19 protein-coding genes are annotated in these 18,724 nt (G+C 60.6%); 11 read left to right on the top strand and 8 right to left on the bottom strand.

All coding sequences use genetic code 11. The annotated features are described in order from the left end of the window. The first annotated feature begins 522 nt into the window (after positions 1 to 522). The 3 genes from glsA to ABEA58_RS12820 all read left to right on the top strand — a co-directional run bounded on the left by glsA (position 523) and on the right by ABEA58_RS12820 (position 3,817). Entirely contained in the window at positions 523 to 1,470 is a 948-nt protein-coding gene (gene glsA, locus ABEA58_RS12830) for a glutaminase A (protein WP_345552100.1), read from the top strand. 140 nt (positions 1,471 to 1,610) lie between these two features. Continuing rightward, positions 1,611 to 2,909 carry an APC family permease gene (locus tag ABEA58_RS12825; protein WP_345552099.1) on the top strand — a complete coding sequence of 433 codons (1,299 nt, stop codon included), beginning with the start codon at positions 1,611 to 1,613 and terminating at the stop codon, positions 2,907 to 2,909. A gap of 221 nt (positions 2,910 to 3,130) precedes the next feature. Then, positions 3,131 to 3,817, top strand: a complete 687-nt coding sequence (locus ABEA58_RS12820; RefSeq protein ID WP_345552098.1) for a hypothetical protein — start codon at positions 3,131 to 3,133, stop codon at positions 3,815 to 3,817. Between the two features lie 48 nt (positions 3,818 to 3,865). On the opposite strand, the gene tusA is transcribed toward ABEA58_RS12820, so the two are convergent. Continuing rightward, a complete protein-coding gene (gene tusA / locus ABEA58_RS12815; RefSeq protein WP_345552097.1) occupies positions 3,866 to 4,099 on the bottom strand; it encodes a sulfurtransferase TusA in 234 nt (77 codons plus the stop codon). A gap of 152 nt (positions 4,100 to 4,251) precedes the next feature. Between tusA and ABEA58_RS12810 the strand changes: the two genes are divergently transcribed. Then, positions 4,252 to 4,542: an antibiotic biosynthesis monooxygenase family protein gene (locus ABEA58_RS12810; RefSeq protein ID WP_345552096.1), complete on the top strand. Its 291-nt coding sequence runs from the start codon at positions 4,252 to 4,254 to the stop codon at positions 4,540 to 4,542. On the opposite strand, the gene ABEA58_RS12805 is transcribed toward ABEA58_RS12810, so the two are convergent. The 3 genes from ABEA58_RS12805 to ABEA58_RS12795 form a co-directional block, all read right to left on the bottom strand. Beyond that, complete coding sequence (locus ABEA58_RS12805) at positions 4,514 to 5,167, bottom strand: alpha/beta family hydrolase (protein WP_345552095.1); 654 nt, start codon at positions 5,165 to 5,167, stop codon at positions 4,514 to 4,516. The genes ABEA58_RS12810 and ABEA58_RS12805 overlap by 29 nt on opposite strands. Continuing rightward, positions 5,160 to 5,384, bottom strand: coding sequence for a YheU family protein (locus tag ABEA58_RS12800; RefSeq protein ID WP_345552094.1), 225 nt, complete (start codon positions 5,382 to 5,384; stop codon positions 5,160 to 5,162). The genes ABEA58_RS12805 and ABEA58_RS12800 overlap by 8 nt, the downstream gene beginning before the upstream one ends. A gap of 84 nt (positions 5,385 to 5,468) precedes the next feature. Beyond that, on the bottom strand, positions 5,469 to 6,446 hold the full coding sequence (locus ABEA58_RS12795; protein ID WP_345552093.1) for a class I SAM-dependent methyltransferase: 978 nt from the start codon (positions 6,444 to 6,446) through the stop codon (positions 5,469 to 5,471). 507 nt (positions 6,447 to 6,953) lie between these two features. Here ABEA58_RS12795 and ABEA58_RS12790 point away from each other — a divergent pair. From ABEA58_RS12790 to mnmC, 4 genes are all read left to right on the top strand, one after another. Then, complete coding sequence (locus tag ABEA58_RS12790; RefSeq protein WP_345552091.1) at positions 6,954 to 7,484, top strand: glycine cleavage system transcriptional repressor; 531 nt, start codon at positions 6,954 to 6,956, stop codon at positions 7,482 to 7,484. Positions 7,485 to 7,640: 156 nt separating this feature from the next. Continuing rightward, complete coding sequence (gene trmL / locus ABEA58_RS12785) at positions 7,641 to 8,111, top strand: tRNA (uridine(34)/cytosine(34)/5-carboxymethylaminomethyluridine(34)-2'-O)-methyltransferase TrmL (protein ID WP_345552089.1); 471 nt, start codon at positions 7,641 to 7,643, stop codon at positions 8,109 to 8,111. Between the two features lie 54 nt (positions 8,112 to 8,165). Next, positions 8,166 to 8,690, top strand: coding sequence for a flavodoxin FldB (gene fldB / locus ABEA58_RS12780; protein ID WP_345552087.1), 525 nt, complete (start codon positions 8,166 to 8,168; stop codon positions 8,688 to 8,690). 26 nt (positions 8,691 to 8,716) lie between these two features. Beyond that, on the top strand, positions 8,717 to 10,759 hold the full coding sequence (gene mnmC, locus ABEA58_RS12775; protein WP_345552085.1) for a bifunctional tRNA (5-methylaminomethyl-2-thiouridine)(34)-methyltransferase MnmC2/FAD-dependent 5-carboxymethylaminomethyl-2-thiouridine(34) oxidoreductase MnmC1: 2,043 nt from the start codon (positions 8,717 to 8,719) through the stop codon (positions 10,757 to 10,759). Between the two features lie 10 nt (positions 10,760 to 10,769). Here mnmC and ABEA58_RS12770 read toward each other — a convergent pair whose 3' ends face one another. Continuing rightward, positions 10,770 to 11,402, bottom strand: coding sequence for a DUF502 domain-containing protein (locus tag ABEA58_RS12770; protein ID WP_345552083.1), 633 nt, complete (start codon positions 11,400 to 11,402; stop codon positions 10,770 to 10,772). A 10-nt stretch (positions 11,403 to 11,412) separates the two neighbouring features. Between ABEA58_RS12770 and ABEA58_RS12765 the strand changes: the two genes are divergently transcribed. Further along, on the top strand, positions 11,413 to 12,303 hold the full coding sequence (locus tag ABEA58_RS12765; RefSeq protein ID WP_345552081.1) for a glutaminyl-peptide cyclotransferase: 891 nt from the start codon (positions 11,413 to 11,415) through the stop codon (positions 12,301 to 12,303). Here the strand turns inward: ABEA58_RS12765 and ABEA58_RS12760 are convergent, their stop codons facing one another. Further along, positions 12,304 to 12,732, bottom strand: coding sequence for a hypothetical protein (locus tag ABEA58_RS12760; protein ID WP_345552079.1), 429 nt, complete (start codon positions 12,730 to 12,732; stop codon positions 12,304 to 12,306). It abuts the gene before it with no gap. A gap of 178 nt (positions 12,733 to 12,910) precedes the next feature. On the opposite strand from ABEA58_RS12760, the gene recQ reads away from it, so the two are divergent. Then, positions 12,911 to 14,758: a DNA helicase RecQ gene (gene recQ / locus ABEA58_RS12755; protein ID WP_425563535.1), complete on the top strand. Its 1,848-nt coding sequence runs from the start codon at positions 12,911 to 12,913 to the stop codon at positions 14,756 to 14,758. A gap of 527 nt (positions 14,759 to 15,285) precedes the next feature. Further along, positions 15,286 to 16,782: a CoA-acylating methylmalonate-semialdehyde dehydrogenase gene (locus ABEA58_RS12750; RefSeq protein ID WP_345552075.1), complete on the top strand. Its 1,497-nt coding sequence runs from the start codon at positions 15,286 to 15,288 to the stop codon at positions 16,780 to 16,782. A 162-nt stretch (positions 16,783 to 16,944) separates the two neighbouring features. On the opposite strand, the gene ABEA58_RS12745 is transcribed toward ABEA58_RS12750, so the two are convergent. Together ABEA58_RS12745 and ABEA58_RS12740 are read right to left on the bottom strand one after the other, a co-directional pair. Continuing rightward, a complete protein-coding gene (locus ABEA58_RS12745) occupies positions 16,945 to 17,769 on the bottom strand; it encodes an OmpW/AlkL family protein (RefSeq protein ID WP_345552074.1) in 825 nt (274 codons plus the stop codon). 640 nt (positions 17,770 to 18,409) lie between these two features. Continuing rightward, positions 18,410 to 18,718, bottom strand: coding sequence for a BolA family protein (locus ABEA58_RS12740; RefSeq protein WP_345552073.1), 309 nt, complete (start codon positions 18,716 to 18,718; stop codon positions 18,410 to 18,412). Positions 18,719 to 18,724 lie beyond the last annotated feature (6 nt).

Here is an 18,724-nt window from a genome sequence, read left to right as displayed (position 1 = left end):
GGCAGGGCTCAACAAAGCGGGGCTCCAGGATATCGGCGGCGACTTCAGGATCAGAATCAAGCGCGTGAAAGGCGCGCACTATAGCAATGCCTCCCGGGAGTGCAAATCCACGCCGCGATGACCACTACCCTGCACCTACCCCACGAACAGCCCAGTTCAAAAAAAGAGACTAACGCGGCGCAGTCCAGGGTCGAAGAGAGGCCAATAGGGGCAAAAAGTTGCTGTGCAAAGGGAAGCAGAGTCACAGGGCGCAGCCACGGTGCCCCTCTAAGCGCCACGCTTGCACCCGCGGCCATTACTGCCCCGCCATTAGTCACCCATCAGCCTCCCACTGTCTTTTCGTTACTTTCTGCGGGGCTTCGGCAGCTCTCAGGCGGGAGGCAAATTGATGAACCCCACAGGCTCGGTGTTGCGCCGGAGTTCGCCGGCGAGTTCGCCCTTTACGGAGGATTGAACTATAAAAAATGAAGCTTACTCGCTGGAATTTACCGCCGTTCCCCGGCCCAGGTTGGTCCCTTCACTATGAATTCTGCGCCCCCACTGGACAAAGATCACATCACGGCACTGCTTGAGAAAGCGCACAGTACTTACGCCACCAATACAACCGGAGCGAATGCCGATTACATCCCCTACCTTGCCAAAGTGCCCTCACAGCTCTTCGGCATCGCTGTCGCTTTCCCCGATGGCAGTGTGCTGGAAACTGGCGACACCGACTACGAGTTCGCCATTGAGTCCATCTCCAAGGTTTTCAATCTCGCCCTCGCCATCGAACAGGTCGGCCCGGAACAGCTGCGACAGAAGGTTGGCGCCGACGCCACCGGCCTGCCGTTCAACTCGGTCATGGCGCTGGCGTTGCACGATGAAAAGCCACTAAGCCCGCTGGTAAATGCCGGTGCCATGTCGACGGTCAGCCTCATCAAGGCCAAAGACGCCGAAGATCGCTGGCAGCAGGTGCTCGATATACAGAGCCGCTTTGCCGGCAGAAGCATTTCTCTGAGCGAGGAAGTCAATCAGTCCGAGCAGACCACCAATTTCCACAATCGCGGTATCGCCTGGATTCTCTACAGCGCCAACAGTCTCTACTGCGACCCCATGGAGGCCTGCGATGTCTACACCAGAGGCTGCTCTACACTGGTGACCGCCAGGGATCTGGCACTGATGGGCGCGACACTGGCCAACGGCGGCGTTCACCCACTGACAAAAGAGCAGGTGGTCAGCCCGCAAAACGTGCCCCGCATTCTGTCGGAAATGGTCATGGAGGGCCTGTACACGGCGTCAGGGGATTGGCTCTACTCCGTCGGCCTGCCCGGCAAGAGCGGCGTGGGCGGCGGCATTCTGGCGGTGGCCCCGGGCAAGCTGGCGATCAGTGTGTTTTCCCCCCCTCTCGACAAAGCCGGAAACAGTGTCAGAGGGCAACTCGTGGCGGAATACATTTGCCGGGAGCTCGGCTTAAGCATTTTTAGCCCATGAGCCGACACCCCTGGCACCGACCGCTGCTTTTATTGCGAATACGCCAGAGACAGTCATGTTCACAGGGGTTTTACCGGTGAGTCTCAACCCCACAGTGAAGGCGGATGCGAAGCGGCCCCCAATCATGAGCAGTGTTTTCCATGCGGAAGAAAGGCAAGTCCAGCATCAGCTTTCTGGCCATCGTCTCCATTGGCATAGGGTCAATGGTTGGTGCGGGCATATTCGCCCTGATGGGAATCGTCGGTGAGAAAATTGGTGCCGCCGCGATTTTGTCTTTTGCCATCTCCGGAATTGTAGCGGCGCTGGCCGCGTATTCTTACGCAAAAATGGGCGCCCGCTTTCCATCCAATGGCGGCATTGTCGAATTTCTTGTGCAGGGTTTCGGCGGCGGCACGCTGGCGGGCACGCTCTCGCTGATGTATTACGTAACGCTTCTGGTCGCCTCGGCACTGGTCGCCAAGACCTTTGGGCATTACGCCAGCGATCTGGCGACCGGTTCCGGGGCACCGGGGCTCTGGGTCAATGTGTTTGCCTCCTCCTGCGTGCTCGGCCTGGCACTGGTGAATGCGGTCAGCGCACACAGTGTCGGCAGGCTTGAGACCGTTATTGTCTTAATCAAAATGTCGATTCTGGTCATTTTCACCCTGGCGATAGTCCCGGGTATTGACCCGGCACTGCTTGACGGCGCTCACAAGAATGAATTCAGCCCTCTGATGATCGGCACTCTGGGACTGACGTTTCTCGCCTATGCGGGTTTCGGCATTATGACCAATGCCGGCGAGGATGTAGCCAACCCATCCCGCACCATTCCCTTCGCAATGTTCACCGCCATCGGTATTGTCATCGCGCTTTATATTGCCATCGGCGTTGCGGTTTTTGGCAGCATGTCAGCAGGCGATATCATCAAGTACAAGGAAACCGTCCTCGCCCACGCTGCGGAACCGCTCTTCGGGCATATGGGTTTCGTTTTCGTCTCGATCGCCGCGCTTCTGGCTACCGCCTCCGCTTTAAATTCCAACCTGTTTGGCGAACTCAACACATCCTATATGCAGGCAACACTGGGACAGCTTCCGGAGGGTTTCAACCGCAACCTCTGGCACAATGCCACCCTGAGTTTTGTCGGTTCGATTACCATCATACTGCTCCTGGTCAACTACCTGTCACTGCACGCCATTGCCAGCATCAATGGCGCTACTTTTCTTTTGTGCTACCTAGCGGTGCAAATCGCCCATTACCGGGTTGCAGAAAAAACCAACGCTTCCCGTGTTGTCATCCTGCTGGGTATTATCGCCCTTGCCCTGGTGACAATTGCCTTCCTGATCGAGACCACCCTGTACCAACCCACCTCCGCGATTCTGTTTTTTTCTTTTCTACTGGCGTGCTGGCTTATTGAAAGGTGGTATTTGTCCAGCAGGCGGCGATTGCGGCCAACACGGTAACAGCAGCACCAGCGATAACTGGGCAGATAAGCGACCGATCACCACAGACGCAGAGGGGAAATTAGCGGGGAATCGAGAGTTGTATTTCGCCGGGGCAACATATACCTTTAGGTTCAGGGACGCCGGTATAGGGGCCTAGCCCTGTTACCCGGTTTCCCCCAGGGGGGATAAGCAGTACAACACCCTCCTGCACCACAACCGGCCCTGCAAGGAGGTGCTCCATGACCGACCACCGCTACAGCAATGTGGTTGACCTCTTCACCGGCAAGCCGATCGAAACTTCAGCGAGCAGGCGCTTCATCCGCCTGTCGCCGGAGTTGGATGGCTTGGAAATGCTTTACTCCAACAGCTCCAGTGGAGCCGACCTCTATAGCCTCAAGATATTGTGCTGGGGCCTGCGCGCCAACGGCGAGATTGTAGGTCTCGTGCCCTGGCTAAACTCCATCGTCCCCTGCTGTGAGATCAAAGACCCCCTCGACGGCCGCTTCGAGGGCTACTACGACCCGGGTATCGAAGAGATTTTTCGGGAACCCCCTATCCACAAAATCGTCGAACTGGAAACAGCGGCGGAATATTTCGAGTACGAAAGCAACAAGGCAGACGAAGTGCTGCAGGAAATTCCGGATACCATCGGCACCCATGCGGTATTTATGGACGCAGACCGGGAAAACCTGACCCTCACCGAGGTGGTAAGCTGGCGGCTCTACGCCTCCGGGGAAATCCACGGCATGCTGATCGATCACGATCACGTGGAGACCACGCCGGTACTGCCGGGTGACCTGTGCCTCTATCCGGCGCAGGAATCGGGGGAGTTCCGCTATTTCTTCCAGCACCATATCGCCAACAAGATCAAATCCGAGGACCCGGAAGCACTCGCGGCCATTGCCGCGCTAGTCACCGCCCCCTGAACCAAGCAGCCAAAGCCAACAGCCCGGCGGCGGGGGCATGCCCCCGCCCTAGGCGCCGCCTCTTCTGATCCAGTACACGAATTCGTCGCCCTCCTGCCGATGCTCCACCAGCTCATGACCGAGGAACTGGCAGAACTTGGGGACGTCCCTCTGGGTCGAGGGATCGGTGGCCAGCATCTGCAATATCTCCCCGGGAGCGACTTTGCGCACCGCGGTGTGCAGCATCATAACGGGTTCCGGGCACAGCAGGCCGCGGGCATCGAGGGTGTGATCTGGTTTCATGGCGCTATTGTCCGGCAATTGCCCAAAATCGTCACCTGCGACTTTCGCCTCAACTTCATCTGCAACTTTGCCAAGTCACACGGCCAATTCGCCGCTGACGGGAGCGAGACTCCACGCTAGAATCGAGTCAATCAGTGACTAAAGAGTAGAAAATGATTTACGTTTTGATTGAGCGGGAGATCGCTCCCGACATGCAGTCCAATTATGAGCAGGCGGCGCGTAAATTACTGAACCACGCCTATCGAACCGTAGGGTTCATCGAGGGCCAGACCTATGCAGCCAAGGAAAATAAGCTGCGCCGGTTTACCCTGTCCAAGTGGCAGTCCGAGCTGCACTGGCAACACTGGTATACCAGTGAGGAGCGCCGCGGCCAGATGGCCCTGCTGAAGCCCATGCTTCAGGACGACGAGCGCATTACGATTCTCGAAGCCGCCACTGAATAAACCCGGCCACCAGTTCCGCCGCCCGGGCCCAGTGGTCTTCGCGCTTGAAGCCACTGGCCCTGCGCGGCTTGAAGTCATGGTCGCCATCTTCCAGCCACTGCAGACCGATGCTGTCGGACAGGCTGTAGCCGGGCACTTCTTCCGCGTCGCCGAGCGGGTCCCGGGTGCCCTGGACAATCAGCGCCGGGCACTGCAGTTCCGCCAGGTGTTCGGTGCGCAGGCGCTCGGGCTTGCCGCGAGGGTGAAACGGGTAGCCCAAACAAACCAGCCCGCCGATGCCGCCCGCGGCAAAACGCGCATCCGCCAGCAGGCTGGCCACCCGCCCCCCCATTGATTTGCCGCCGATAAACAGCGGCAGCCCATCGCCCTCATTCAGCCAGTGCTCGATCTGCGCGGCAAAGGCCTCCTGCAGCTGTGGCATGGGGTTCGGCGGGCGCCGTTTACCGGTCTCGCGGCGCTCGGCCATATAGGGAAACTCAAAGCGCACCACCTCGATACCGCTGGCGGCCACAGCGGCCGCCAGAAACGCCATGAATTCGCTGTCCATCGGCGCCCCGGCGCCATGGGCAAAAAGAAAACGCGCTTGCGGATTGCCGACACTGAGATCGATCAGCCAGTCACTCATAACCGGCCAGATCCTCCGCCAGCACCAGGTTGACGGACTCTTCTCCCGGCTCAAACCAGATAACGACGTCGCCAGACTGCAGCTGCCGGCGCAGGCTGGCGACCTTGTCGGTAAGACTCACTTCCCGCTCACCGTAGTCGGTGCCATCGCGGGTGGCATACTCCTCCAGCAGGCTTTGCAGGGTGTCGGGGTCGAGTTGGTTGTGGGGAATGCGCATGGTGGGTACTGCGTTCGGGTGGCCGTAAATCAGAAACGGGATTCTAACCCGCGACCACCCGCACGCTCATCTCCAATCTCGCTATCAGTCTGTACTCGCCGCATCCGCCGGCTTGCGGAAACGCAAAGTCATGCGGTCGCTCTCGCCAATAGCGAGATACTTGTCCCGATCCTCCTCACCGAGGCGCAGGGAGGGCGGCAGGGTCCAGACCCCCTTCGGGTGATCGGCACTGTCTTTAGGGTTGGCGTTGATCTCGCTGGCTGCATCCAGCTCGAAGCCGGCCTGCTCGGCCACCTGGATCACATAATCCTGGGTGACATAGCCGCTGCTGATCATGTCCTCGCGGCTGGTACCGGGTTTCGCGCGGTGTTCGACCACACCCAGCACACCGCCGGGCTTGAGCGCGGCAAAGAAGTTCTCGAACGCCTGCTGTTCGTTTTCGCCGCGCATCCAGTTATGTACATTGCGGAAAGTCACCACCACGTCAGCGGTGCCCGCCGGGGCAATTTCACTTGCGGAAGCCGGATCGAACTCCGTCAGGATCACCTCGCCGTAACTTGCCTCATCCGCGGCCAGTTTGTCTTTATAGGCCTGCAGGGAGCGCTGGTAGTACTCGGCCTCGCTGTCTGCGGGGAAATGGGCCGCATAAAAAGTGCCAGCGTCTTTCAGGTAGGGCGCCAGTATCTCGGTATACCAGCCGCCACCGGGGGCAACCTCAACCACCGTCATATCCGGCTCGATACCGATAAACTCGATGGTCTCCGCCGGGTGGCGGTACTGGTCACGCTGGGCGTATTCAGGCGTGCGTTGGTCGCCGGCAATAACAGCCTGCAAGGTGTTGGCCGCGCCCTGCTCGGTGCCACTCGCCACGGCATCCGCCCCCTGCCTCTCCACCGCGGTGTCCTGCACTTGCACCTCTTCAACGGCAGCGGCGGATGTTTCCGTTGCGCCCTGGTCTATTGTGCTCTGGTCTATTGCACTCTGGTCTTTCTCCGCACATCCAGCTGCCGCCAGTACCAATGCTGCGGACGCCAGCCCCGTGGTTAGCATTTTTAGTTTCATACGTGTCCCCCTCCTGAGAGTTATCGGTTACTGATCCAGTTTCGACATGACACTGTCGATTTTATTCTGCAGAGACCGCTCACGATCTGTTCGGGTTCCCAGCTTGAGCGTGGCAGCGATACATTTTCATTGCGCTGCCTGCAGTGATGATTGCCGCTCATTCACCTTGCCAGCTTCATTCATCTTTATTCAACTTTATTCACTTTCACTCACCTTGAACCGTCCGCCACGGCACGCAAACGCCGATGCTGGAGCGCATCGCCGATTTCTTAGCAGCAATAGCAGACTGTTACCTGGCGATAGCCTGTGTGGATCAGATTCGGCTGCTGTTCACGGTGGTTAAGCCAGGGGCTGCTTTGGCTCCCACTGGTAATCGACCCGGGGCTGTTATCGGCTCACGGCTGTTTAGGCTCAGGGCTGTTGTCGGCTCAGGGCTGTTATCAGAAGCGGCGCCAGTGGCTACAATGCAAGTCAGTGTAACCCTGTTCTGCAGCTAAGGAATACCACATGCAACAGCACCTCGTGATTTCACTGATCAGCGATGACAAGCCCGGAATCGTGGAGAAGCTCTCCGCCGTCATCGCCGACAATAGCGGCAACTGGGAAGACAGTCGCATGGAGCATTTCGCCGGAAAGTTTGCCGGCATCTTGCGGGTCAGTGTTGCCGGGGAAAGCGCCCAGGGCCTGAAGGATGGGCTGGCCGCGCTGGCCTCTCAGGGCTTCAAGCTACAGGTGGAAGATGCCAGCGCGGTCGCGGCCGAGCAGCTGCACACGGTGCAACTGAAACTGATCGGCAATGATCGCCCCGGTATCGTACGGGAGATTTCCCGTGCTCTGGCGGCACGGCAACTCAATCTGGAGCAGCTGGAAACCGGCTTCGACAGCACACCCTGGAGCGGCGAGCCGCTGTTTACCGCCAACTGCACCATCAGCGTGTCCGAAAGTCTCGATCTGGACGAGCTGCAGGAAGAGCTGGATGCCATTGCCGATGAACTGGGGGTTGAGATCGACTGCGAGGAAATCGCTTCAGCCTCCTAACTGTGGAATAATCCGCGCCGCATACGGGGTGACGCCACGGCGCCGCCCTCTAACTCTACAGAAAGCCCCAGAGCTCTCTAGATCGCCCTAGAAAGACCTAGTAAGAACTAGCAAGCACTGAAGACCACCGCCCAGACGGGCAGTGCTGCGGACAGCATGTTCAAAATCGTACTCTACCAACCGGAAATCGCCCCCAATACCGGCAATATCATCCGGCTGTGTGCCAACACCGGCGCCGAGCTGCACCTGATTGAGCCCCTGGGGTTCGAGATGGACGACAAGCGCCTGCGCCGTGCGGGGCTGGATTACGGGGAGTACAGCCGCGTCAGTCGCCACCACAACTGGGCCGCCTTCGTTGAGTCGGAACAGCCCCGGCGGGTGCTGGCTCTCTCCACCCGCGGCAAGCGCAGCCATGCTGCGGTTATCTATCACCCGGGGGACGCCATCGTGTTTGGCCCGGAAACCCGCGGTCTGCCGCAGGAGTTTCTCGACCTGCTCGGCGAGGAGCACACCCTGCGCATCCCCATGCGCCCGGACAGCCGCAGCATGAACCTCTCCAATGCGGTGGCGGTGGTGACCTATGAGGCCTGGCGCCAGCTGGATTTTGCCGGCGCCAAGCCCCAGTAACCCGCAACAACACACGACTCGCAATCACCGACAGTAACCACTGACTGACAAGCTATGCTCGCACCGATCGGACTCTTTTACGGCTCAAGCACCTGCTATACGGAGATGACAGCGGAGAAAATCCGCGACCGACTCGGCGATGAATGGGTCGATATCCACAATGTGGCGGAAGACGATATCGCGCTGGCGCAGCAATACGATTTCCTTATTTTCGGTATCCCCACCTGGGATTACGGCGAGCTGCAGGAAGACTGGGAAAATGTCTGGGACCAGCTGGCCGCGCTGGACCTGTCCGGCAAAACCGTCGCCCTGTTCGGGCTGGGTGACCAGGAGGGCTACCCCCAGTGGTTTCAGGATGCCCTCGGCTACCTGCACGCGCAGCTGATCGCCCTCGGTGCCCGCGCGGTGGGTTACTGGCCGGCGGAAGGCTACCAGTTCGAGCAGTCGAAAGGACTGAGCAAAGATGGCAGCCATTTCGTCGGGCTGGCTCTGGATGAGGAAAACGAGTTCGACCTCAGCGACGAGCGCCTGGACCGCTGGTGCGCGCAAGTGCTGCGCGAATTCGGCCTGCGGGAATAGAGACCCAGGGTATGGAGGCCTAAGCGATGGAGAGTGAACACCCCCACGCGGATATTCACTGGCGGGAGGATGGCCAGCCCCTCTCCCGCGCCTTCGACGATGTCTACTTTTCCCGCGAGTCCGGTCTGGAGGAGACGCGCCATGTCTTCCTGCAACACAACCAGCTGGCGGAACGCTGGGCAGGGCTTGCGGCCGGTGAGCGCTTTACCATCGGCGAAACCGGCTTTGGCACCGGACTGAACTTTCTCGCCGCCTGGCAGCTGTGGCGGGAAGCCGCACCCGACGGAGCGCAACTGCACTTTATCTCGGTGGAGAAGTATCCGCTGCGCGCCGCTGACCTCTGCCGCGCCCTGGCCCTCTGGCCCGCCCTGCAATCGCTATCCGCCCAGCTGCTTGAGGCCTACCCGCCCCTGCTCGCCGCCGGTGTGCACCGGCTGCAATTCCCACAGGTCACCCTGACACTGGTGATCGGGGAAGCCAGTGAAGGCTTCGCCGCCCTGCGGCTGGGGGACGATTCCCGCGATCGACAGGTCAATGCCTGGTTTCTCGATGGTTTCGCGCCATCCAAGAACCCGGCCATGTGGACCGACGCGCTGTTTCGCAATATCGCCGCCCTCAGTGCAGAGGGAGCCACCTTTGCCACCTTCACCTGCGCCGGCCTGGTGCGGCGCGGGCTGCGGGAAGCCGGATTCACGCTGGAAAAAGTGCCGGGCTTTGGCCGCAAGCGGGAGATGCTGCGCGGCCGGCTCGCTGCACTGACCGCCCCGCCGGTATCGACAACCCCCTGGCATCTGCCAGAGCATCTGTCCGGCCACCATACCCCCAGCCCCAATCCCAACACCGAGCCCAAGCCCGAGCCCGAGCCCCGCAACCGGGTGATCGCGGTCATCGGCGCCGGTATCGCCGGAGCCACCACCGCCCGCGCACTTGCCGAACGCGGTTATTCGGTCATGGTCTTCGAGCGCGGCGCCGCGCCCGGCAATGGCGGCTCGGGCAACCGGCAGGGCATTCTCTATGCGAAGCTTTCCCACCGCCCCGGCCCCAACGGGGACTTCAACCTGCACGCGCTGCTGTTTGCCCTGCGCTATTACCCGCGCTTGTGCCCGCAGCTTTTCCACGCCTGTGGGTTGCTCCAGCTCGCCCAGGGCCATAAAGAGGAAACGCTGCAGGCGCAGCTGCGTGAGTGGCTGGCGCCCCTGGATGCCGATGCGCTGGCTCAGCCGGTGGACCCGGCCGGCGCCTCGGCCCTTGCCGGTATTCCCCTGCCCTTTGCGGGACTCTATTTTCCGCGCAGCGGCTGGCTGGAACCGGCCAATGTGTGCGCGGCGCTTCTGCATCACGACAATATCCAGTTGCATTGCCATACAAGTATCGAACAGTTGCGACAGAATGATGCCGGCTGGCAGCTGCAGGGGTCTGCGTCCGCCCATTACCGGGCCGACGCGGTGGTGATCTGCTGTGCGGAAAGCAGCCCCGGGTTTTCCCAGAGCTCTGAATTGCCGTTAATACCGATTCGCGGTCAGGTCTCCATTGCCGAGGCCACAGAGAGTTCCTCCCAGCTGCGCATGGCCGTGTGTGGCGATGGGTATGTGGCACCGCCTTGGCGGGGGCGGCAGAGCTTCGGCGCGACCTTCAAACTGAGGCAGACAGGCACCGACCTGCGCGAAGTCGAACAGCGGGAAAATCTGGAAATGCTGGCGCAGCTGATGCCGCAGGCGGCGGACGAGTTCGGCAGCCAGACACTGTCCGGTCGCGCCGCCCTGCGCGCCGCCACACCGGACTACCTGCCCATGTCCGGCCCGCTGCCGGACTGGGCGTCCCTGCGCGGTACCTACAGTTTCCTGCGCCGCAACCGCAAGGCGCTGATCCCCGAGCGCTGCCAGTACCCCGCCGGCCTTTTTGCCCTGTGCGGGCTCGGCTCCCGCGGCTTTACCTATGCTCCGCTGGCGGCGGAAGTGCTGGCCAGCTGGATCAGTGGCGAATACATGCCGGTAACCGAAACCCTGGCGCGGGCACTGCACCCGGCCCGCTTTGCCATTCGCGATCTGGGCAAGAACCGCCAGCGGTAAACCCAGCGGGTCAGCCCGCCACGGTTTCCCCAGCGGGTCGGGCCAACAGGCGCCCGCTGCCACTGCCACAGGCAACAATCGATTTCATCGCCGCCTCCACCGAGACATGGGGCAGGATTTCCACGCACTCTGCCGTCACGTGATAGACAAAGCCGGAGGTGGGCACCGGCGCCGTGGGCACGTAAACGGTGAAATCGCCGTTGTCGTGCCGCGAGGTCACGATGGCCGTCACCGTGAGGGGGTTGTCGAGGCCGAGAATCTTCACCCGCGCCACCGGCCCCGCAAGCACTCCCTCGCCGGCACCACCGCCAATAAATTGCAGCACCAGATCCTTGATGGTGTTGTAGCCCGGTGCCAGCCGCCCCAGCCAGTGGTCCATATGGCGGTGCAGCCAGCCACCGACGCCGGTCTTCACCAGCAGGCCGATCAGGAAGCAACTGCCCAGAATCAGGGCTATCACCGCCAGGCGCGCAACGGTATTCTTGAAGCCGGTCTGGGCCTCGAACCAGTGCACCGCCGGCGCCACCAGCTCGCTGACCTGGCCGAACAGCCACTGGAACAGCAAGATAAAAATGGCGATAGGCAACACCACCGCCAGCCCCCCCAGCAGGGTCAAGGTCACAAATGTTTTTATTCTGGTCATAAAGCCTGAAATGCCTGATTTGGAATTCTGCCGCCGCGCTCGCCGGATGATCGCCGCCATGGCAAATCACCGGCGGCCTCTCGTGCGCCTCCCCGTGCCAGCGCTGGCGCCGCTTCTCTTCCTGTTTCTCGCTCTGCCGCCGGTAACGCTGGCCAATACCGGGCAACCGGTGCCCCGCCTCGACTACGAATTACTGGAACAGCGTGCAAGGCCCGGCGACCACTTTACCCAGGGACTCTTTTTCGACGGCGAGCGCTGGTGGGAAAGCAGCGGCCTGTTCGGCCGCTCTTGGTTAGCCGAGTATACCGATCCCACCGCGCGGCCCGTAAGACGCAAATGGCTGGCCAGTGACCGCTTTGCCGAGGGACTCACCGTGCTCGACGGGCAGATTTACCTGCTGACTTACAAAGCCGGTGAACTACAGCGCTACCGGCGCGAGGATATGAGCCCTCTGGGCAGGCACTATTACACGGGCGAGGGCTGGGGCCTCACCAGTGACGGGGATCAGCTGATTATGAGCAATGGCAGCGACACCCTGACTTTCCGCGACCCGGACAGTTTCAAAGTGCTGCGCGAACTCAAAGTCACCGGTGGCGGTGAGCAGTGGACCCTGCTCAATGAGCTGGAATATGCCCACGGGCTGATATGGGCCAATATCTGGCATGACACGCGCATTATCGCCATTGACCCGCAGAGCGGTGCGGTGCGCGGAAGTGTGGATTTGCAGCGGCTGGACCCGGGTTCCCAGCACCCGGATATGGTCGCCAATGGCATCGCCTGGGATAAGGCGCGCAACGGCCTCTGGGTGACGGGCAAGTTCTGGCCCCGCCTCTACCTGATCCGCCCGCAGGGGTTGGGGTTTGGCGCCCCTGCGGGCCAGTCCGGGCCGGGCCGCAGCTGATCAGCTGCGGTAGAAGTCCACCACCGTCAGCTGACCGCCCACGCGTACCCGCTCCAGTGCCGGCCCTTCAATCAGCAAGGCGAAGCCGCGGCGGCGCTGTTCCAGCGTCACCCCCGGTTCGCCGACGCCGCCGGAATACAGCATGGCCTTGTCACCATCATCTCCCAGCCACTGCACCCCCTCCACCCGCTGCATGGCGGGCAGATACAGGGTCACCCGGTTGAGATTCTGCGGCAGCTTGTCCAGCACCAGGCGGGCGATGCCACTTGTTGTGGCAACCGAGTAGGCGAGCTGGTTTTCCGGCGCCTGCTTCCAGCCCAGGTGGGTATCGGCGCGATCCGATTGCAAGAGATTGTGCGGGGTGCCGGTCGCGCATCCAGCGAGACCAATCACGAGCAGCCACGACACCATCCTTATCAGGGCACACATAGCCTTATCCTTGTCCATGTCGGTGGTGGCAGGATTATAGGCACTACCACCCCCATCAGGTTCGAAGCAGCGGATAAGGGGCGCCAGATTTTGCCCTTAACAGTCACAATCAATCCCCCGCAGTACCACCGTGCAAAATCCGAAGCGGGTATACTGCGCCCCTATGAACTCTGCAACGATGAACTCCCCACAGCCGAATCCCTTACAATTGAATTCCCCACACTCAAATTCCCCCCAGTCCATACTCGAACACACATTCGGCTATACGCACTTCCGCGGGTCGCAGCAGGAAATCATCGATACCGTTGTCGGCGGTGACGATGCGCTGGTGCTGATGCCCACCGGCGGTGGCAAGTCCCTCTGTTATCAGATTCCGGCGCTGGCGCGGGAAGGTTGCGGGGTGGTGATCTCACCGCTGATCGCCCTGATGCAGGACCAGGTGGAAGCCCTGCGCGCGGCGGGCGTGCGCGCCGCCTTCCTGAACTCCTCGCTGCCACCGGAACAGGCCCAGCAGATTGAGCAGGCGTTGCTGGGAGAGCAGCTGGACCTCCTCTACCTGGCCCCTGAACGCCTTCTGCAACCCCGCACCCTGGACCTGCTGCACCGGGTACCGCTGTCGCTGTTTGCCATCGACGAGGCCCACTGTGTCTCCCAGTGGGGGCACGATTTCCGCGCCGACTACCTGCACCTCAACTGCCTGCACGAGCAGTTTCCCTCGGTGCCGCGCATCGCCCTCACCGCCACCGCCGACCGCCGCACCCGGGCTGAAATCACCCAGCGCCTCGACCTGTCGGAAGCGCGGCATTTCGTCAGCAGCTTTGACCGCCCCAACATCCGCTATCGAATCGCACAGAAAGACAATCCCCGCCGGCAGCTGCTGGACTTCATCCGCAACGGGCATCAGGACCATTCCGGCATCGTCTACTGTCTCTCCCGCAACAAGGTGGAGAGCACCGCCGACTGGCTGTGCCAGCAGGGCTTCAACGCCCTGCCCTACCACGCCGGATTGCCAGCGGACCTGCGCGCAGAACACCAGCGCCGCTTCCTGCGCGAGGACGGCGTGATCGTGGTGGCCACCATCGCTTTCGGCATGGGTATCGACAAGCCCGACGTCCGCTTCGTCGCCCACCTGGACCTGCCCAAGAGTATCGAGGCATATTACCAGGAGACCGGCCGCGCCGGGCGCGACGGCGACCCGGCCACAGCCCTGCTGCTGTATGGACTGGAAGATGTGGTCAAGCTGGGACAAATGGCGGCCAACTCCGAGGGCAGCGAGGAACACCGCCGCCAGGAGCGCAGCCGCCTCAATGCCATGCTGGGACTCTGTGAGATCACCAGCTGCCGCCGCCAGGCGCTGCTGCGCTACTTCGCCGAGGAGTTGCCCGAAGCCTGTGGCAACTGCGATACCTGTCTGGAGCCGCCACAGACCTGGGATGGCACCGAAGCCACCGCCAAGCTGCTGTCCTGTGTCTACCGCACCGGTCAGCGCTTTGGAGCCTCCCATGTGATCGATGTCCTGCGCGGCAGCCGCAGTGAGAAGGTGCTGAAGTTTGGCCACGACCAGCTCTCCACCTACGGCATCGGCGCCGACAGGAGCACCGCCGAGTGGCGCGGTATCCTGCGCCAACTGGTGGTGCGGGGCTATCTCGAGGTCAACAGCGAGGCTTTTGGCGCCCTGCAACTCACCGAAGCCTGCCGGCCGCTGCTGCGCGGCGAGGAACAGATCGAGCTGCGCAAGCTGCCCGCACCCGCTCGGCGAGCGGAATCCGGCGCCAGCAGGGCCGCCGCCGATATCGCGCCGGAGCATGCCCCACTGTGGGAGGCCCTGCGGGCCTGCCGCAAGCAGCTGGCGGACGAAAAAGGGGTGCCGCCCTATGTGGTTTTCCACGACGCCACCCTGCGCGAAATGCTCGCCGCACGGCCGCAAACTGAAGAAGCCCTGCTATCCATCTCCGGTGTCGGCGACAGCAAGCTGCAGCGCTTTGGCGATGCCTTCCTGGCAGTGTTGCGGGATTTCCCCCACTAGAACCCCGGGCAGAGCCGGCTTCCCGGCCTGCCCAGCGGCCGCAGGCCCCGGCTCCAATACTCCCCAAGCCCTCCCAAAACCCGGAACTCGAGTGCCCAAGCCCTCACCGCGGCTTATTGGCGCGTCACCCCGCATCCACCAATCCACAAGCCCTGATACAGTCGTATTGCGTAAGTGGGCCAACACTAAAGTCCAGCAAGGGCGACGCGGTTTTGCGCAAACCCCTGATCTCTGCGGGCGCCGCAAGAGGCCATTAGACCTGGGATAGGACAAGGCCGCACTAATGAAAACTGCAGAGAGACGGTAGAAAGAAGGGGTAGAAAGAAGCGGTAGAAAGAAACGTCAGAAACAGACGGTAAAAAAGCCATCAAAACGGGGCAACGCAAGAAGCCAAACGAAGGAAGCCAAATAAAGGAAACCAGAAGAAAGAGGGCTGACGAAATAAGCCAAACGAAAGCCCCCACAACCATCACAGCGCAAGGACACCGGCCGCCGGCTGCGGATGCCGGCCATTGGAGGGAACCACCATGCAAACTATCGGGCATCTGATCAACGGCGAACGCGTCGCCGAGGACACTCGAACCCAGGAAGTCATCAACCCATCCACCAACCAGCTCGAGGCAAGGGTCTGCCTGGCCAGCAAAGCCACAGTGGAAACGGCCATTGCCGCTGCCGAGGCCGCCTACCCCGCCTGGCGCGCGGTGCCACCGATCAAGCGCGCCCGCATCATGTTCCGCCTCAAGGATCTCCTAGAGCAGAACGCCAACAAAATCTGCCACCTGCTCACCTGCGAGCATGGCAAGGTGTTGAACGACGCCATGGGAGAACTGCAGCGGGGTATCGAAAACGTCGAATATGTGTGCTCCCTGCCCGAGCTTTTAAAAGGGGAGCACTGCCGCGATGTGGGTCCGGCCATCGACTCATGGAGCGAATTTCAGCCGCTGGGGGTCTGTGCCGGAATCACCCCGTTTAATTTTCCCGCCATGGTGCCCCTGTGGATGTGGCCGATGGCGGTGGCCTGCGGTAACACCTTTGTGCTCAAGCCATCGGAGCGCGACCCCAGCGCCGCGCTGTTTATCGCCCAGTTGGGACTCGAGGCAGGCATTCCCGCCGGAGTTCTCAATGTGGTCAACGGCGACAAAGAAGCCGTGGACACCCTGCTCACCGACCCCAGGGTCCAGGCCGTCAGCTTTGTCGGCTCGACCCCGGTGGCTAAATATATTTATGCCACCGGCTGTGCCGCCGGCAAACGGGTGCAGGCCTTCGGCGGCGCCAAGAACCATGCGCTGATCATGCCCGATGCCGACCTGGACAACGCCGCCAGCGCACTGATGGGCGCAGCCTACGGCTCCTGCGGCGAGCGCTGCATGGCCATTTCCGTGGCCGTGGTGGTGGGCGAGCAAGCCGCCGATGCGCTGATCGATAAACTGAAAACCCAGATTGCCACACTCAAAGTGGGGGATGGGCGCGACACCGCCAACGATATGGGACCTCTGATCAGCAGTGCCCATCTGGAAAAGGTCACCGGCTATGTCACTCGCGGGGTCGAGGAAGGCGCGGAACTGGTGGTGGATGGGCGCGGTCTGGTGGTGGATGGCTTCGAGCAGGGCAACTATCTGGGAGCGAGCCTGTTCGACCGGGTAAAGCCCGGCATGGCGATTCATGCCGATGAAATCTTTGGCCCGGTGCTGTGTGTAATGCGTGTCGACACCATGGAACAGGCGATGGAGATCATCAACAACCACGAATACGGCAATGGCACCTGCATCTTTACCCGGGACGGCGAAGCCGCGCGCTACTTCGCCGATAACATTAAAGTCGGTATGGTGGGAATCAACGTGCCGTTACCGGTGCCGGTGGCTTACCACAGCTTCGGCGGCTGGAAGCAATCCCTGTTCGGGGATCTGCATGCCTATGGCCCCGACTCGGTGCGCTTCTACACCAAGCGCAAAACCATTACCCAGCGCTGGCCCGCCAGTGATGTGCGCGAAGGCGCCCAGTTCGCTTTTCCCAGCAATCGTTGAATCGCGGCCACTCACCTCATCGACTGCCTCGATGAACGGAGGTAGAAAAACCGGGTGAAAAGCGATCATTAACAGAGCGGATCAAGAGGGCTCGACAAGAAAAAAGGCGCCGAAGCGCCTTTTTTCTTGTCTGTGTTTCCATCCCTGGAAACGAGCGGGTTATCAGAACTTGTAACCCACACCGATAGTCCACACCCAGGGCTCGGGCTTAAACTCGGATCTGACCGCATTGTAGAAGTTGCGGGTTTCCTGCGGGTCACCCTGGGTCAAGCCTTCGACCGCATAGCTGAGTTGCGAATCCAGCTTGGTATCGTCGTAGCGCACAGCGGCGTTTACCAGCCAATTGCTCTCACGGCCGAGTACAACATCCACACCCACCTGGCCAGTCCAGGCCCAGCTATCACCGATGGTGAAACGGGCGGGACCAATGGCATCGGCATTGTCCGCCAGATACTCATTGATCAGTGCGCTGGTTTTTACACTGTCAAAGTCCGTATAGACAGTACCGACGCCGATATAGGGCTGAATCCAGGACTCCTTGCATACCGGGAACCAGTTCACGGTCAGCACTTGAGAGATTCTGTCCAGATCCTTGTTTTTAATCTTCTGGCTGAGGATTTCCTCGCCACCCTGATAAAAACGAATATCGTGGCTGTGGCTAGTCTCTCCGTCATACTGATACTCGATACCAAAGTGGTCAATCGGCATAAACATGGCACTGAACTGCCACGACCACTCGGAATCCACCTTGTATTTCAGCCCTTCAAACTCCGGGAAGATATCCGGGTTGCGAAGGTTGACTCTGGTGTCCTTCGGATCGACGAAGGCCGCACCCAGGCGTAACACGACTGTGCCGGCCTCATAGATAGGGGCCGGGCCCGAAGGCATGGGAGGCTCGTAACCGGAAGGTCCCGCCAATACCTGCTGCGCTCCAACCACGGTGGAAACAGCAAGAGCCAGAGGTGTCAGAATGCGCGTCATTTTCATCGGTAATACTCCATTGATATTCGGCAAATTGAACAGCAATTAACCCAATCTCCTTCAGCATAGACACGGAAAAATACGCTGTAGAAAAAATGACCAACCTCGCGGCACCACAGTGGAACTTTTACGCCTCATTGACGGTCTTTCATTTTTTTTGACGCAGAATTAATTTTTTTGGCGCCTTGATCCGCCAAATATTCAGGAATCAGAAAGGAAAAAAAGTCGCTCTTTTCATCCAAAATAAAGCCTCCACCGACAAGCGAAACTGCACTGGCCGCTGAAGAATGGCACCGACCTCTGTTCCCGCCCCCCTATAGAGCGATGGAAAAATCCATGAACTGTGGCGAGCCTGGGGCAACAGACCTGGGCACTGGCACCGCTGTGGAGAATCACACCGCCCGGTAGTGAGCGAAGCCGCGCTTTGCCGCATGCAAAGAAACGCTGCAGCCACGGGCCAACAAGCCCGCTGTGTTGCCTGCGCGGTAGCAATACAAGGTGAGATGGAAAGACATGCGCTGGAGCGACATATGACAGGAGAGCATGGGGGCGGCCGCAGCCTGAGAGAAAGCCCTGCTGAAGGGCTTCAGCTGTAATAAGAGCCGGCGGGCGGGGAGACTTAAAGCTGGCGAATCTGAGCGAAGCGTCAGGACTTCTTGCCGCCGCCCAGGCACTGAGGACTATCGGGAGCGCGCCCCTGCCACTCTCCGGGGCTGAAAAGATGCAAGGCCAGCGCGTGGACTGGACCTGCCATTTCTTCCGCCAGTACGCCGTAGACTTTCTGGTGACGCTGCACTTTGCGCAGTGGCGCAAACTGCTCGGAAACCAGCACCACCCGAAAATGCATTTCAGAGCCCGCGGGCACATTGTGCAGGTGGCTCTCACATTCCACCTCAATATGCTCGGGGGCAAACTCCGCCGAGAGTTTTTCTTCAATCTGTTTGGCAAGACTCATAGGGTT

Origin of the sequence: Microbulbifer aestuariivivens (genome assembly GCF_039545115.1) — a bacterium.
In the GTDB taxonomy this organism is placed as follows: Bacteria; Pseudomonadota; Gammaproteobacteria; order Pseudomonadales; family Cellvibrionaceae; genus Microbulbifer; species Microbulbifer aestuariivivens.
This window is presented reverse-complemented; position numbering and strand designations above follow the sequence as displayed.

Bases quoted from the DNA above. Each gene is read 5' to 3' on its own strand.
- glsA (WP_345552100.1), top strand. From the start codon at position 523: ATGAATTCTGCGCCCCCACTGGACAAAGATCACATCACGGCACTGCTT.
- ABEA58_RS12825 (WP_345552099.1), top strand. From the start codon at position 1,611: ATGCGGAAGAAAGGCAAGTCCAGCATCAGCTTTCTGGCCATCGTCTCC.
- ABEA58_RS12820 (WP_345552098.1), top strand. From the start codon at position 3,131: ATGACCGACCACCGCTACAGCAATGTGGTTGACCTCTTCACCGGCAAG.
- tusA (WP_345552097.1), bottom strand. From the start codon at position 4,099: ATGAAACCAGATCACACCCTCGATGCCCGCGGCCTGCTGTGCCCGGAA.
- ABEA58_RS12810 (WP_345552096.1), top strand. From the start codon at position 4,252: ATGATTTACGTTTTGATTGAGCGGGAGATCGCTCCCGACATGCAGTCC.
- ABEA58_RS12805 (WP_345552095.1), bottom strand. From the start codon at position 5,167: ATGAGTGACTGGCTGATCGATCTCAGTGTCGGCAATCCGCAAGCGCGT.
- ABEA58_RS12800 (WP_345552094.1), bottom strand. From the start codon at position 5,384: ATGCGCATTCCCCACAACCAACTCGACCCCGACACCCTGCAAAGCCTG.
- ABEA58_RS12795 (WP_345552093.1), bottom strand. From the start codon at position 6,446: ATGAAACTAAAAATGCTAACCACGGGGCTGGCGTCCGCAGCATTGGTA.
- ABEA58_RS12790 (WP_345552091.1), top strand. From the start codon at position 6,954: ATGCAACAGCACCTCGTGATTTCACTGATCAGCGATGACAAGCCCGGA.
- trmL (WP_345552089.1), top strand. From the start codon at position 7,641: ATGTTCAAAATCGTACTCTACCAACCGGAAATCGCCCCCAATACCGGC.
- fldB (WP_345552087.1), top strand. From the start codon at position 8,166: ATGCTCGCACCGATCGGACTCTTTTACGGCTCAAGCACCTGCTATACG.
- mnmC (WP_345552085.1), top strand. From the start codon at position 8,717: ATGGAGAGTGAACACCCCCACGCGGATATTCACTGGCGGGAGGATGGC.
- ABEA58_RS12770 (WP_345552083.1), bottom strand. From the start codon at position 11,402: ATGACCAGAATAAAAACATTTGTGACCTTGACCCTGCTGGGGGGGCTG.
- ABEA58_RS12765 (WP_345552081.1), top strand. From the start codon at position 11,413: ATGCCTGATTTGGAATTCTGCCGCCGCGCTCGCCGGATGATCGCCGCC.
- ABEA58_RS12760 (WP_345552079.1), bottom strand. From the start codon at position 12,732: ATGTGTGCCCTGATAAGGATGGTGTCGTGGCTGCTCGTGATTGGTCTC.
- recQ (WP_425563535.1), top strand. From the start codon at position 12,911: ATGAACTCCCCACAGCCGAATCCCTTACAATTGAATTCCCCACACTCA.
- ABEA58_RS12750 (WP_345552075.1), top strand. From the start codon at position 15,286: ATGCAAACTATCGGGCATCTGATCAACGGCGAACGCGTCGCCGAGGAC.
- ABEA58_RS12745 (WP_345552074.1), bottom strand. From the start codon at position 17,769: ATGAAAATGACGCGCATTCTGACACCTCTGGCTCTTGCTGTTTCCACC.
- ABEA58_RS12740 (WP_345552073.1), bottom strand. From the start codon at position 18,718: ATGAGTCTTGCCAAACAGATTGAAGAAAAACTCTCGGCGGAGTTTGCC.